The 14,812-nt window shown below is 33.4% G+C and carries 7 protein-coding genes; 3 read left to right on the forward strand and 4 right to left on the reverse strand.

All coding sequences use genetic code 11. From position 1 onward, the window contains the following. Positions 1 to 21: 21 nt before the first annotated feature. Together dnaK and FHK87_RS23740 are read left to right on the forward strand one after the other, a co-directional pair. Positions 22 to 1,932 (forward strand): molecular chaperone DnaK, encoded by a 1,911-nt coding sequence (gene dnaK / locus FHK87_RS23735; protein ID WP_140597366.1) that lies wholly within the window; start codon positions 22 to 24, stop codon positions 1,930 to 1,932. A gap of 766 nt (positions 1,933 to 2,698) precedes the next feature. Beyond that, positions 2,699 to 4,327 (forward strand): T9SS type A sorting domain-containing protein, encoded by a 1,629-nt coding sequence (locus tag FHK87_RS23740; RefSeq protein WP_140597367.1) that lies wholly within the window; start codon positions 2,699 to 2,701, stop codon positions 4,325 to 4,327. Positions 4,328 to 4,469: 142 nt separating this feature from the next. Here FHK87_RS23740 and ggt read toward each other — a convergent pair whose 3' ends face one another. From ggt to FHK87_RS23755, 3 genes are all read right to left on the reverse strand, one after another. After that, the gene (ggt, locus tag FHK87_RS23745) at positions 4,470 to 6,176 is read right to left on the reverse strand and encodes a gamma-glutamyltransferase (protein ID WP_140597368.1); all 1,707 of its coding nucleotides are present in this window, start codon (positions 6,174 to 6,176) and stop codon (positions 4,470 to 4,472) included. A 9-nt stretch (positions 6,177 to 6,185) separates the two neighbouring features. Next, positions 6,186 to 6,770 (reverse strand): acyl carrier protein phosphodiesterase, encoded by a 585-nt coding sequence (locus FHK87_RS23750; protein WP_140597369.1) that lies wholly within the window; start codon positions 6,768 to 6,770, stop codon positions 6,186 to 6,188. Positions 6,771 to 6,965: 195 nt separating this feature from the next. After that, the gene (locus FHK87_RS23755; RefSeq protein WP_140597370.1) at positions 6,966 to 9,371 is read right to left on the reverse strand and encodes a carbohydrate-binding protein; all 2,406 of its coding nucleotides are present in this window, start codon (positions 9,369 to 9,371) and stop codon (positions 6,966 to 6,968) included. A gap of 286 nt (positions 9,372 to 9,657) precedes the next feature. Between FHK87_RS23755 and glmM the strand changes: the two genes are divergently transcribed. Continuing rightward, positions 9,658 to 11,046 carry a phosphoglucosamine mutase gene (glmM, locus tag FHK87_RS23760; protein WP_140597371.1) on the forward strand — a complete coding sequence of 463 codons (1,389 nt, stop codon included), beginning with the start codon at positions 9,658 to 9,660 and terminating at the stop codon, positions 11,044 to 11,046. 81 nt (positions 11,047 to 11,127) lie between these two features. Here the strand turns inward: glmM and FHK87_RS23765 are convergent, their stop codons facing one another. Continuing rightward, positions 11,128 to 14,742: a choice-of-anchor A family protein gene (locus FHK87_RS23765; RefSeq protein WP_140597372.1), complete on the reverse strand. Its 3,615-nt coding sequence runs from the start codon at positions 14,740 to 14,742 to the stop codon at positions 11,128 to 11,130. Between the last annotated feature and the right edge of the window lie 70 nt (positions 14,743 to 14,812).

Consider the following 14,812-nt stretch of genomic DNA (forward strand, 5'->3'; position numbering starts at 1 on the left):
ATATAACATTTAAGTATAAAAATGAGTAAAATAATAGGAATAGACTTAGGGACGACCAACTCTTGTGTTTCTGTAATGGAAGGTAATGAGCCTGTAGTAATCCCTAATGCAGAAGGTAAAAGAACAACTCCATCTGTAATTGCTTTTGTAGAAGGAGGAGAAATTAAAGTTGGGGATCCGGCAAAACGTCAAGCGGTTACAAATCCAACTAAGACTATCTCTTCAATTAAAAGATTTATGGGAAATAAATTCTCAGAATCTTCAAAAGAGGCAGAAAGAGCGGCATATAAAGTTGTAAAAGGAGATAACGATACACCAAGAGTTGATATCGATGGGCGTTTATACACTCCACAAGAATTATCTGCAATGACACTTCAAAAAATGAAGAAGACGGCAGAAGATTATCTTGGACAAGATGTAACTAGTGCAGTAATTACTGTTCCGGCATATTTTAATGATGCACAAAGACAAGCAACTAAAGAAGCAGGTGAGATTGCAGGATTAAAAGTAGAAAGAATTATCAATGAACCTACTGCTGCAGCTCTTGCTTATGGGCTTGACAAAAAAGGAACTGATCAAAAGATTGTAGTTTTTGACTTTGGAGGAGGTACACATGATGTATCTATCTTAGAATTAGGAGATGGTGTATTTGAAGTTTTGGCTACAGATGGTGATACACACCTAGGAGGTGATGATGTAGATCAAAAGATAATTGATTGGTTAGCAGAAGAGTTTAAAGCAGAAGAAAATATGGATCTTCGTCAAGACCCTATGGCTCTTCAGCGTTTAAAAGAAGCTGCAGAAAAAGCTAAAATAGAATTATCGTCGTCTGCACAAACAGAAATTAACTTACCATATGTTACTGCTACTGCAAGCGGACCAAAACACTTAGTAAGATCATTGACAAGATCAAAATTTGATCAATTGATAGATGATTTAGTTAAGAGAACAATTGAGCCTTGTCGTACAGCATTAAAAAATGCAGGATTATCTACTAGTGATATTGATGAAATTATATTAGTAGGAGGTTCTACAAGAATTCCGGCAGTACAAGAAGCGGTACAACAATTTTTTGGAAAATCTCCTAGCAAAGGAGTAAATCCAGATGAGGTAGTAGCTATCGGAGCAGCAATACAAGGAGGAGTATTGACAGGAGATGTAAAAGATGTATTATTATTAGATGTTACACCTCTTTCTCTTGGAATTGAGACTATGGGGAACGTAATGACCAAATTAATTGATGCAAATACTACAATTCCTACCAAAAAGTCTCAGGTGTTCTCTACAGCGGCAGATAATCAACCATCTGTAGAAATTCATGTATTACAAGGAGAGCGTCCTATGGCAGCAGACAATAAAACAATTGGTCGTTTCCATTTGGATGGGATTCCACCAGCACAAAGAGGAACTCCACAGATTGAAGTTACTTTTGATATCGATGCAAATGGTATTATCAAAGTTTCTGCGACTGATAAGGCGACAAATAAATCTCAGGATATTCGTATTGAAGCTTCTTCAGGATTAACAGAAGAAGAAATCGAAAGAATGAAAAAAGAAGCTGAAGCTAACGCAGACGCTGATAAGCAAGCTAAAGAAACTGCTGATAAGTTGAATGAAGCTGATGGAATGATTTTCCAAACTGAAAAACAGTTGACCGAATTTGGAGATAAATTATCTGATGATAAGAAAAAACCAATTGAAGAAGCTTTAGAAGAACTTAAAAAAGCATACGAATCTAAAGATTTAGCTGTAATCCAACCGGCACTAGATAAAATTAATGAAGCTTGGAAAGTAGCAAGTGAAGAGATGTACAAAGCACAAGCTGAAGCACAACAAGGAGGACAGCCTGGACCTGATGCAGGTGCAGATCAATCCAACGGTGGTTCTGAAGGAAGCGATGTAGAGGATGTAGATTTTGAAGAAGTGAAATAATAATCACTCATATAAGAATAAAAAATGCGTAGTCTTGACTACGCATTTTTTTATAGAAATATAAACAAACAAAATTTTATAAGTTAAATATAATAAAAGGATAGGAATAATTATAATATTTAACAAGGAGATTGCTTAAAATGTAATCATCACTAATTTTAATGCATTTAGAAACAAAAGGTTTAAAATTGCCTGTCTTAGGGTTTTGATGAGTTTATTTGACACCAAAAATTTGCTTTTAATGTCATTTCATCTATTGAATAATAATACAAGAAAAAGATGCTGGATTAAGTTTAAAAATATCTGACGCTACCTAATTAGAAAAAATATTGTTTTTTTAATTCTGAGAGATCGATTTGTTACCATTACATATTTTTTTCTGCTTTCTAAAACTGAACATGATATAATAACGTTGCCTGAAAAGCATCACTATCCGCCGGCATATGTGTATCATCTACATTAAAGGTGAATTATCTAAATATATTTACAACCAGCTTATAACTGCTTTATTATTTTGTTCTCTTTTTGTGAATTCCTTTTTATGTATGTATCACATCGAAAACCTGAGATTTGTATTCTAATAGCAATCTTAATATAATTATGAGTTAATAAGCACATATGGATACTTTTAAAAAAACAAAATTGTAATCCTTTTGTATACCTAAATTGTTAGTCTTCTATCTGTTTTAATATGTAATTTCGTCTTTACCAATAAATATTATTAAAACTATCTCATATCGAGAAACTTAAATCCTGATCAGTACCAATGAAAATACAAAAAATACTGTTTACATGTATGATGCTATGCTCTATTATAAGAGTAGAAGCCCAAGCCTTTAGTGAAGAAAAATTTAAACCTGAAAATTATTTTGATGGAATCGATCCGATAGCAACCAAAAGATTTAATCTTGGCGAGAGTATAACACGAGAAGCAATACAATTAGTAATTAACAAGGCTACATCAGAAGGTATAAAAATTATTATACCAAGTGGTGTTCATAGGTTTCAAGGTATCACTGTTAACAAAAATAACATACATATTATTTTTGAACAAGGAGTAACTATTCTGCCTCCTGACAAAAATACACCTGTTTTTAGAATAGGTTCTAGAAGTGGAATTGAGAACGATTCAAAAGGAGTAGATCCAATAAAAAATGTAAAAATATCCGGCAAAGGTATTGTAACTATCAACTATGAGGCTGCGGGCAAAAGCAATATAAAAGCATTTTTGCTAGAAAATGTTACCAACTTTATGATTTCAAATATTAAAATCTTAGCCAAATTTCCTGTTTCGTCAGGAATTACCTTAAGTTCACCACCTACTAATTTAAAAATTGCAGATCGTTTTAGAGCGCCTATTTTTAATAAATTTCCTACAAAAGGTGTTTTACAAAACATAGAAATGCAAGGAGCCAATTCGGGATATGGGTTAATTCAAGTGCAAGGAGCAAAAAGCATCTTATTCAAAAATTTAACTTCAACAGGAGGTATCGCTTTACGATTAGAAAATGGAGGGTCAACACCAGCGGGGAGTAATTTTTCAACAATTTCTGAATTATACGCAGAAAATATAAACTGTATAAAAGGTAATTTCGCAGTTTTATTAGCTCCACACATAAAAAATAATGGACGTGTTCAATTAAGAAACATTAATGCAAATGATTGTTCTTTTGCCATAAGATCAGGACCTGGTTTTATAGATAAAAAAGTACCCAGTCAGATAAAAGAATTAATACAAGCAGGGACTTTTACACCAGCTCCTTTAATAGGTAATGTATCTGCTACTAAAACTGAAAAAGGCTTTGCGGCTTCGGCTCGACTTGCAAAAGTTGATAATAAAAATTATGCTTTCTATCCAAGAGCTGTAACCACCCAAACACCTTTTTCCAGTTTAGAAAAAGCAGACGATGCCTCCCCATCAAGATTTGCTGTTCCTGGGGGTGGAATTGTGGTTTCTTCTCAGTTATCTGAAAATGAAATAGGCCCTAAAAAAGAAGGCTTCTACAAAGTCAGCATCGTAGGAAATGTTAATTTAAAAGGCGAATTTCAAAATTCTGAAGAAAAAGAGATATACAAGAAAAGTGAAATTTTATATAGAAAAGACAATGGAAGAGTAAATATTCCAGAAAAAGATGAAAATTCATTAATTGCTGCAAAAGATTATGATTCTCCAAATACAGAAATATATTATGATATGAATAAAAAGATTTTAAATCTTTTTGTAAGCTCGATAGCGAACCTTTCAATCTATAACCTCTCAGGAATTTTGTTAAAGGAACAAACGTTGAGTAAGGGAAATCAAACCGTTAATTTATCAAATTTTGATAGCGGTGTTTATCTAGTTAACATAAATCATAATTATAATAGTCACTCTAAGAAAATTGTTATCAAATGATAATGATAGTATCGTCTTATTAAGATTGTAAATTTCATATAGACAAAAGCAAACAAAATCTATAAGCAAGAATTAAGAAAAACTTCCTGATTTCTTTTCTAAAAGCACAGCAGTTAATTGATTTTATAATAAGAAAAGAGAATTAAAACCCAACAGCAGTATCATCACCTCTTTTATCAGCTCCTCCTTCAAAAGTACCATCTTCTAGTTTTAAAATACCATCCACTTTACCAATAATTCTGGAGTTTTCTTGATTGATCTTATATCCTTTTTGCTTTAAACTGTCTAAAAGTCCAGTGTCAAAAGAATTAGGTTCAAAGACCACAACATCTGGTAACCATTGATGATGAAAACGAGGTGCATCTACAGCCTCTTGCATCGTCATTCCAAATTCTGTTACATTTAGAATTGTTTGTAATACAGAAGTGATAATTGTGGAACCGCCGGGAGTTCCAACCGACATCCATAATTTTCCATCTTTTTCTACTATTGTAGGTGTCATAGAGCTCAGCATTCTTTTTTCGGGAGCAATAGAATTTGCTTCGGCTCCGATTAATCCAAACATATTTGGAGTCCCCGGTTTAGCACTAAAATCATCCATTTCGTTATTAAGGAAAGTACCGATCTCCGGAACATATAATTTTGATCCGTAAGCACCATTGAGTGTAATCGTTACAGAAATTGCGTTCCCGAATTGATCTACAATAGAGTAGTGGGTAGTTTCATCGCTTTCATATCCAGAAATAAGACCACAATTTATATCAGAAGATTTTGTGGCTTTGTCAAAGCTAAAATCTGACATTCTGTTAGTTAAGTATGATTTATGGATCAATGTATCAAGAGGGATATCTACAAAATCAGGATCCCCCAAATAGAAGCTTCGATCTGCATATGCTCTTCGTTCTGCTTCTGTAAGTACTTGTATTGTTTTTAAGGAATTATGCCCAAAACTATTGAGATCATAGGGTTCAATCATTTTCATTATTTGGGCAAGACATACCCCTCCACTAGATGGCGGAGACATAGAAATAATGGATAAATCTCGATATTTAAATTGTATAGGGGCTCTCCATTTGGCTTCATATTTAGAGAGGTCTTCCATTGTGATAATACCTCCATTTGATTGTATATGGTCTACAATTTTTTTTCCTGTTTCTCCTTGATAAAATTCAGATCTTCCATTATCAATAATTCTTTGTATTGTACTTGCCAATTTAAGATTTTTGATGGTGTCACCAGTTTTATAGTTTTTAGCAAATACTATAGTATCTTTATTTACTTCAAAAAAGAGATCTTTATAGTTATCAAAACGTCTTTTTTGTTTTTTGGTAACAACAAAACCTTGTTGTGCAAGTTTTACGACAGGTTGTAAAATATCTTTGATTGGCAAAGAACCAAATTTTTCGTGTACAGCAAAAATACCGGCAACAGTACCGGGAACTCCAATTGCCATTGATCCTAGTTGGCTTTTTTGAGGAATGGGATTTTGATTCTCATCCAAATACATATTTTTTGTTGCTGCCAAAGGAGCTTTTTCTCTATAATCTAAAGCTCCTGTTTCTCCATTTGCTTTTCGATATACCATAAATCCACCACCACCAAGGCTACCAGCAAAAGGATATGATACTGCCAGAGCCATTTCTGTAGCAACCATAGCATCAAAGGCATTACCTCCTTTTTTCATAATCTCAACACCAATTTTAGAAGCTTCCTCTCTTGCAGAAACAACCATTGCCTTTTGGGCGATAACTCCTCTAATCGGTTGTACAGTAGGGGTAATTATTTCTTTTTTATCAGTTTTGCAGGAAATTAAAAGTAGTATAAAGATGCAGTGTGAGATGTATTTCATAGTATAGGATTAGAGTTTTTTCATTTCTTTTTCAGTGAAACCTTTCAAATCTTCAAAGAATAAAGTGAATTCTTTTTCAAAATCAGTATAAAATTGTTCTAATTCGATTACGGCAAGATTCATTTTTGATTTATTATTTGTACGCCTGTTCATTCCGGAAAGCACTTTACCTATTCCCTCTAAAGAAGCATAGCTTAATAACCAATTATCTTTGATCATATATGGTAAGAAATTTTGAATACGTTCTGGGAGCATATTATAATTACTTTCTAGAAGGGTATAAAAATCTAAAGAATAGGTTTGTAATGGTGTTTCTGAATAGGATACCCAATTTGAAGCAAGAAAATGATCATAAAAAATATCGATGATAACAGAGCTATAGTGCCCATATTTTGGAAATAATCGCGAAGTACTTTTTCTTACAATCTTATGTGTATCTGTAAAAGAGTCTATTTTGCGATGCAATACAATCCCTTGAGCAACTCGCTCCGGGTATTCCATAAATTTTTTACCTTTTACAGAATCTGCTATAAAATTTCCAATGGTAAGGTTTGGGTCTTCTCCTGATAAATAGATATGTGCTAAATAATTCATTGACCCGCTAAAACATTGATTTTTTAGATATATGCATATTAAAAGAATATCTTGTGTTAGATAATTTGAATTCTAAAGATAGATATTTTATTTAGAAGTCAAGAATGACTATTCCATAACGATGTTATTTTTTTAAAATCAACAAAAAAAGGGCAGAATATGCCCTTTTTTGTAGTATAAATAAAAAATGTATCTCTATTGTTTGATTATTCTAGAGATTTGTTGAGTTTCTTTTTGAGTAGTTTTATTTTTGAATGTATATTTTAAAATATACATCCCTTTTGATAAATTCGATATATCATACCCGTTAGAATTCACTTTGAGATTGTCTATTAAAATCCCATCAAGCGTATAAATATCAACATTTTGTATGCTAATATTTTGATCGCCTTGTATCTGAATAAATCCTTTGGTAGGATTTGGGTAAGCAGTTATTTGATTATTTTCAGATGTGTCTATTGACTGTTGTTTTGCATTGGCAACTTTTGTAAATACAATACGGTCAATGTTGTATAAAAATCCACTTGCTGTTCCTTTAAACAATAATTTTAAACGATGTTTACCAGCAGTAAAGGGTCTTGTTTTTGAGACTTTCTCATATTTGTGCCATGCATTATTTACAGGGGTTTCTAATACTCCCGCATTTTTATTATCAATTAGAAGCTGTAATTTACCAATTACACCATTACTTGAAACATAAGCATCTATTCTATAATCACCAGTAGACGCTATGTTTACTTCGTATTCTGTGAAATCTTTATCTTTAATATATCCTAAATTTTTATTAGAAGTTCCTGGAGTGTTTTCAATACGAACACTACCAGATTTGGTAATAAAGCTCTCTACTTGTATCGTTCCAGGAATTGTAAATGCAGGTGAAGAACCAGAGTTACCGCCAGAAGCACCGCAATCATCAAGCCCCCCAATATTTTTTGGCAAAGAATTTTGACCAAGACACATGTCAACAATGTTATTAGGGGTAATATTAGGGTCTGTTAGATTTACACTAGAAGTTGAAACACTACTAAATGTAGCCATGTCTACTGCCGGTATGAATTGATTATTACCACTACCTTTTATAGGTTGACTTACTTGTTTTATGGTAGTTTTTTTGTTTTTCCGGTAGAAAATAGAATTATTTAAGGTGAAATTATTTTCGGTACCTTTCCAAAAGAATAAATCACTAGCGATCGCAAAATCAGGATCATCAGGATGCGTTTCATTATTATAAAATGTACAATTTGTAATTAGGCCTTTATCTACTTCACCTCTTAGCATTAATGCTGCTTTTCCTGTATTTCTGTAGTTGTTATTATTATCTTTTAATCTTATAAAATTAGTATTCGCAAATATGCTATTGGATAATTCAAAATCCATGAGAGCTCTTATATTTGATTCTGCAACTTCATTTTCTATAAAGCTGGAATTGGTAATTTTCATTTTTGCCCCTTTGAAATTATTATCTTTTCTACCTCCATGAAATACCATACACCCTGCAAAAAAATCACCTCTCTCCGGATCATTAGCACCTTTAAAATTATAATATTTGTTTTTTTCGAAAGTACAACCGTCTATAATAAGAGCAAATTGAGATAAATTTGGGTATGGTCCGGTTTCATTTCCGTTTTTATCCCTGAGTGGACGTATAAAAACTTCCATCACTGATGCTTTTTTATTTGCAGCATTCTCACTAAATCGTGTTCGGTAAATTTCTAAAGGTTTAGCTGTTCTATCCACACGAAGTGCTCCCGCACCCTCTGCAATTCTTCTTTTTGTAGAGTTCTTGGTATTGTAAGCTGTAGATACATTTTTATCAAAAAAGCTATCCATTATCGTTAACTTATTGATAGATGTTGCACCAACAGCACCTCCGGTAACAGCTTTGTTGTTTTCAAAAGTAGATTTAAATATTTCTCCTGTAGTATGAAAATTAAGTCTGATCGCAGCACCATTTTGATTTTCACCAACACCGTCATAGCCTCCTCCGGGAGTATCATCCCATTCATCAACGTTGTTATTTATGAATGTACAACCATATACTCGTAAAGCTGCACCAAAAGTAGCTTCTATAGCACCACCACCCACTCTAAATTTACTGGGGTCTTGTATGATATTACGTTTTAATCGTCCTCTTTGGAACGTAGTATTCTGTATGATTACTTTAACGCTTTTTCTTAAAACAAACATGCTCGATTTGTTTCCTCCATCGAATGTAATTTGGTTATTTCCTTCAATTAAAATAGTGATACAAGGTTTTTGAAGATCATTTGTGATTTCAATAGCTTCGTCAAAGAAAATGGTTTTACCAGAGCCTACATTTTTGAATGAAATAACTCCTCCTTTGTTTGCTGCAAGATCCAGAACAGCATTTTTTAATTCATCGTAATTTGGGTTGATTTCTTTTTTTACTAAACCAGAATAATTAACGTCTATAGGTATGATATCTGGTAATTTTGAAGGATTGTTGATGTCTTGATTATAGTCTTCCCATAATTTATTAGAAGGGTTTACTGTACCTTTACATTGCGTTACGATTTGCCCAAAAGATAGAGTAGAATAGAATAGAACAATTACTGTGATTGTAAATAAATTTTTCTTCATTTTGCGTTTGTATTTATGTTGGTTTAATTCTTAGAGTGTGCTAAAAGTATATAAATTATTGCAGAAGAGTATAATAAAATTGGAAATGATAACAGATTAATAATTTAAAACATTTAAATCATTGGTAATCAGATATTTAATTGGTTTTAACAATGATTTTAGATTACTTTTAGAAAAGGTTGGAATAATGTTATAAAATCGTTAATCGATTAAAATTTTAAAGTTTTTTTAGGATTTTTCAAAAAGTTAAAACAATTTGCGTTTGAATTTAGAACACACAATTTTTATGACACTAATAAAATCAATTTCAGGAATAAGAGGTACAATTGGAGGGGTAGTAGGAGATAATCTAACACCTGTTGATGCTGTTAAATTTGCTTCAGCATACGGTACATGGCTCAAAAAAGATACAGATACGCCACATCCGGTTGTTGTCGTTGGAAGAGATGCACGTATTTCGGGAATGATGATACAACAATTGGTAATGAACAGTTTGGTTGGATTGGGAATTCATGTGATAGATTTAGGATTATCTACGACACCAACAGTAGAGATAGCTGTGCCGAAAGAAAATGCAGATGGAGGTATTATTTTGACTGCTAGTCATAATCCTAAACAATGGAATGCATTGAAATTACTAAATAATAAAGGAGAGTTTTTAAATGCTGAAAATGGAAAAAAGATATTAGAGATTGCAGAAAATGATGAATATATTTTTGCAGAAGTAGATGATTTAGGAAGTATAATACCAAAAGATGATTATATAGAACTTCATATTGATGAAGTACTTAATTTGCCACTGGTTAATAAAGAACTGGTTAAAAATGCAGGTTTTAAAGTTGTGGTAGATGCAGTAAATTCTACCGGCGGTATTGCAATTCCCGGATTACTTAAAAGATTAGGAGTAGAGACAGTAGAATTGTATTGTGAACCAAACGGTCATTTTCCGCATAATCCAGAACCGCTTAAAGAACATCTAACGGATCTTTCTGAACTTGTAGTAAAAGAAAAAGCTGATCTTGGTATTACTGTAGATCCAGATGTTGATCGCCTTGCTTTTATGAGTGAAAATGGGGAGATGTTTGGAGAAGAATATACGCTTGTAGCCTGCGCAGATTTTGTTTTGAGTAAGACTCCCGGAAATACAGTTTCTAATTTATCTTCTAGTAGAGCACTTAGAGATGTTACTCAAAAACATAATGGTAATTATGAAGCTAGTGCCGTTGGAGAAGTAAATGTAGTTGAAAAAATGAAAGCTAACAATGCTATTATCGGTGGAGAAGGAAATGGCGGTATTATATATCCTGCTTCTCATTATGGTAGAGATTCTCTAGTTGGTGTTGCTTTGTTTCTTACGCATTTAGCAGAAAAAAAATGTAGTGTAAGTGCATTAAAAGATAGTTACCCTTCTTATTTTATGAGTAAAAATAAAATTCAACTGACTCCGGATTTGAATGTAGATCTTATCTTGGATGGTTTTCATAAAAAACATGCTAATGAAGAAGTGTCTACAGTAGATGGGGTAAAGGTTGATTTTGAAAATAGTTGGGTGCACTTGCGCAAGAGTAATACAGAACCAATTATACGTATCTATACGGAAGCTTTGAGTCAAGAAGAAGCTGATCAGCTTGCTCAAGATACAATTCATACCTTAAAGGAAATAGCGGGGATTTAATTCTTTGCATATATCAATAAAAAAAGTCCTGCCATTATACTTTTGGCAGGACTTTTTTATATCGTTAAATTGTATATTCCTCTACGGTTTGGTTATAAATCTCACAGTGTCAGACCATCCTTCTCCCATGATATTAAGAATATAATAAGTACTAGGTTTTAGGTTACAATGTCTGTCTAAATCTATAGGAAATGAACTGCATCCTTTATTTAGATTTATATTTACTGTTGGACCAATTCTATTTCCATTCATTTGATAAATTTCATAGACAATGGTTTGATCTTTTATTACTGAAATATCTACAGTCAATATTCCTACATTTTCGACAGGGATTGGAGTAGCAGTTATTTGATATTCTTGACTTAAACAAGGGTCAATTTCAACATAAACGGTAACTGTATCTGTAGCAACGCATCCATATTTTGTTGATGTGATGGTATATGTTGTAGTCTCAGTAGGAGTTACTGTAATACTTTGCGTAGTTTCATCTGTAGACCATAAGAAATCTCCATTTCCTTCTGCAGTTAAAGTAGCAGATTCTCCCAAAGTTATCGTTTGATCATTTCCAGCATCAATATCAACAGAATTAGTAAATACATCTATCATGTCTTTGGCGATACATCCATCAATAGTTACTTCTATAGTGTACCAAGTTACAGGTTTTGTTGGCGTAACTGTAATGCTTTGTGTGGTTTCTCCTGTAGACCAAAGATAGGTATCTGCAGGAGTAGAGGTAAGCGTTACCGTTTCTCCCAGACATACTCTGATGTCTTCGCCCAAGCTTACTTTTGGATCTTTTACAGTTACAGTTACTTCTTTAGTTTCAATACAACCGAATCTTTCTGCAGTAACAGTATAGGTTGTTGTTTCTGTAGGAGTTACTTCTATACTTTGTGTCGTTTCTCCTGTAGACCATAAGAAGTTTCCTTTTCCTTCAGCGGTTAGCGTTACAGATTCACCTTTACATATCATTTGATCTTCTACCACTAAGTTAGGAGAATCGGTAAATACATCTATCATGTCTTTAGCGATACATCCATCAATAGTCACTTCTATGGTATACCAAGTTACAGGTTTTGTTGGCGTAACTGTTATGCTTTGCGTGGTTTCTCCTGTAGACCAAAGATAAGTATCTGCAGGAGTAGAGGTAAGCGTTACCGTTTCTCCCAGACATACTCTGATATCTTCACCCAAGCTTACTTTTGGGTCTTTTACAGTTACAATTACTTCTTTAGTTTCAGTACAACCGAATCTTTCTGCAGTAACGGTATAAGTTGTTGTTTCTTCTGGAGTTACTTCTATACTTTGTGTGGTTTCACCTGTAGACCATAAGAAGTTTCCTTTTCCTTCAGCAGTTAGCGTTACAGATTCACCTTTACATATCATTTGATCTTCTACCACTAATTTAGGAGAATCGGTAAATACATCTATCATATCTTTAGCGATGCATCCATCGATAGTCACTTCTATGGTATACCAAGTTACAGGTTTTGTTGGCGTAACTGTAATGCTTTGTGTGGTTTCTCCTGTAGACCAAAGATAGGTATCTGCAGGAGTAGAGGTAAGTGTTACTGTTTCTCCCAAACATACTCTGATATCTTCGCCCAAGCTTACTTTTGGTTCTTTTACGGTTACAGTTACTTCTTTAGTTTCAGTACAACCGAATCTTTCTGCAGTAACAGTATAGGTTGTTGTTTCTGTAGGAGTTACTTCTATACTTTGTGTCGTTTCTCCTGTAGACCATAAGAAGTTTCCTTTTCCTTCAGCGTTTATCGTTACAGATTCGCCTTTACAAATCATTTGATCTACTACTACTAGTTTAGGAGAATCGGTAAACACATCTATCATATCTTTAGCGATGCATCCATCAATAGTCACTTCTATGGTATACCAAGTTACAGGTTTTGTTGGCGTAACTGTTATACTTTGTGTTGTTTCTCCTGTAGACCAAAGATAGGTATCTGCAGGAGTAGAGGTAAGCGTTACTGTTTCTCCCAGACATACTCTGATATCTTCGCCCAAGCTTACTTTTGGGTCTTTTACAGTTACAGTTACTTCTTTAGTTTCTATACAACCGAATCTTTCTGCAGTAACGGTATAAGTTGTTGTTTCTTCTGGAGTTACTTCTATACTTTGTGTCGTTTCTCCTGTTGACCATAAAAAGTTTCCTTTTCCTTCAGCGGTTAGGGTTACAGATTCGCCTTTACAAATCATTTGATCTACTACTACTAGTTTAGGAGAATCGGTAAACACATCTATCATATCTTTAGCGATGCATCCATCAATAGTCACTTCTATGGTATACCAAGTTACAGGTTTTGTTGGCGTAACTGTTATGCTTTGTGTTGTTTCTCCTGTAGACCAAAGATAAGTATCTGCAGGAGTAGAGGTAAGCGTTACTGTTTCTCCTAAACATACTCTGATGTCTTCGCCCAAGCTTACTTTTGGGTCTTTTACGGTTACTGTAGCAGTATTGGTAGCAGTACATCCATCTTTAGTAATGGTTACAGAATAATTAGTTGTTTCTGTAGGAGTAACTGTTATACTTTGTGTAGTTTCTCCTGTAGACCAAAGAAAATCTCCTTCAGCATTTGCTGTAAGTGTTACACTGTCTCCTATACAGATTTCCTTATCTTCAACAGTTACGACTAGGTCACAAGGGGTATCTATACAAGGTTTAAAAATATAATGGTGCAATTCTCCACCATTATGATCATACTTTTTAGCAATTACCTGTCCATTGATATTTCCGGATGAATTTTTGATCACTGTTGATCCTGGGGCAAACAAAGTACCTATAATTGTACCTCCGCCATTAAGTGTAATAGAAGAACTATTATAAAAATTCCAAAGAATATAAGCCCCTTGTTGATCGCCGATACCACTAAGATTGAATATATTCCATTCGAAGTCTCCGGGAGCGTTTACATTAATAACCAAAGGAGTTTCAGTATTTGGAGTATTTTCAAAGGTGAGATATGGAAGTTTTTTTAGTTCCGAACCCGTTATGTTTAAAACATTCAGTTGATTATTGACTAAAGATATTTTGTTATCTCTACTGATGGATACATTTGCAGTAAGTCTACTATATTTTAGTGCTGTAGATTCAAACTCAGAAAATGCAGTTTCAAAATCAATGAGGTTTCCTTGTTTTACAGAAGAAACAGATTGTTTTCTTTGTACTTGTAATCGAGGTTTTTCAAAATAACCACCAGAAGTTATCCTGGTATTAGATGAAGCATTATTATTGTCTCGGTCATAAACAAAAGAACCGGTTGTGTTCCCTAGTTTTACATATCCATTGTTAAGGTGAATACCCTCACCGGAATTATAATTTATTTTACCATTGACAACTAAAGAGGATGCTTGATCGTCATTATTAAAAAAAATAGTACCTGCTGTGTGTGCTGCAATAGTAATGATTCCCTTCATTGTTAAATCACCCCCAATAGCAATTGGTCCTTCAGTATCACCCCCTTTTACTGAAGTTCCATAACGAACAAAAGCATTATAGCCCAATGCTTTTTGTAATGGGTTATCACAGTTCGAAGGTTGTATCTTGTTTTTAAGCACAATATCTTCATTGATATTGCTGATATCTTTTGTTATAAAAGATGAAAGTGAAATAAGAATAAGTGCAAGATTTAACCTTGTGTACCACTTAAACTTTAGATTTTTAAAAGTAGTTTTTTGCATAAAAAATGGTGTTTAGTTATAAAAAATGATTAAATAAAATGATGATTATTTACCTGTAAAAACCTTGAAC

Origin of the sequence: Aquimarina algicola (assembly GCF_006443095.1) — a bacterium.
Taxonomy (GTDB): domain Bacteria; phylum Bacteroidota; class Bacteroidia; order Flavobacteriales; family Flavobacteriaceae; genus Aquimarina; species Aquimarina algicola.

What these genes read in the sequence shown, in the direction of transcription:
- dnaK (WP_140597366.1), top strand. Translation starts at nt 22, where the DNA reads ATGAGTAAAATAATAGGAATAGACTTAGGGACGACCAACTCTTGTGTT.
- FHK87_RS23740 (WP_140597367.1), top strand. Translation starts at nt 2,699, where the DNA reads ATGAAAATACAAAAAATACTGTTTACATGTATGATGCTATGCTCTATT.
- ggt (WP_140597368.1), bottom strand. Translation starts at nt 6,176, where the DNA reads ATGAAATACATCTCACACTGCATCTTTATACTACTTTTAATTTCCTGC.
- FHK87_RS23750 (WP_140597369.1), bottom strand. Translation starts at nt 6,770, where the DNA reads ATGAATTATTTAGCACATATCTATTTATCAGGAGAAGACCCAAACCTT.
- FHK87_RS23755 (WP_140597370.1), bottom strand. Translation starts at nt 9,371, where the DNA reads ATGAAGAAAAATTTATTTACAATCACAGTAATTGTTCTATTCTATTCT.
- glmM (WP_140597371.1), top strand. Translation starts at nt 9,658, where the DNA reads ATGACACTAATAAAATCAATTTCAGGAATAAGAGGTACAATTGGAGGG.
- FHK87_RS23765 (WP_140597372.1), bottom strand. Translation starts at nt 14,742, where the DNA reads ATGCAAAAAACTACTTTTAAAAATCTAAAGTTTAAGTGGTACACAAGG.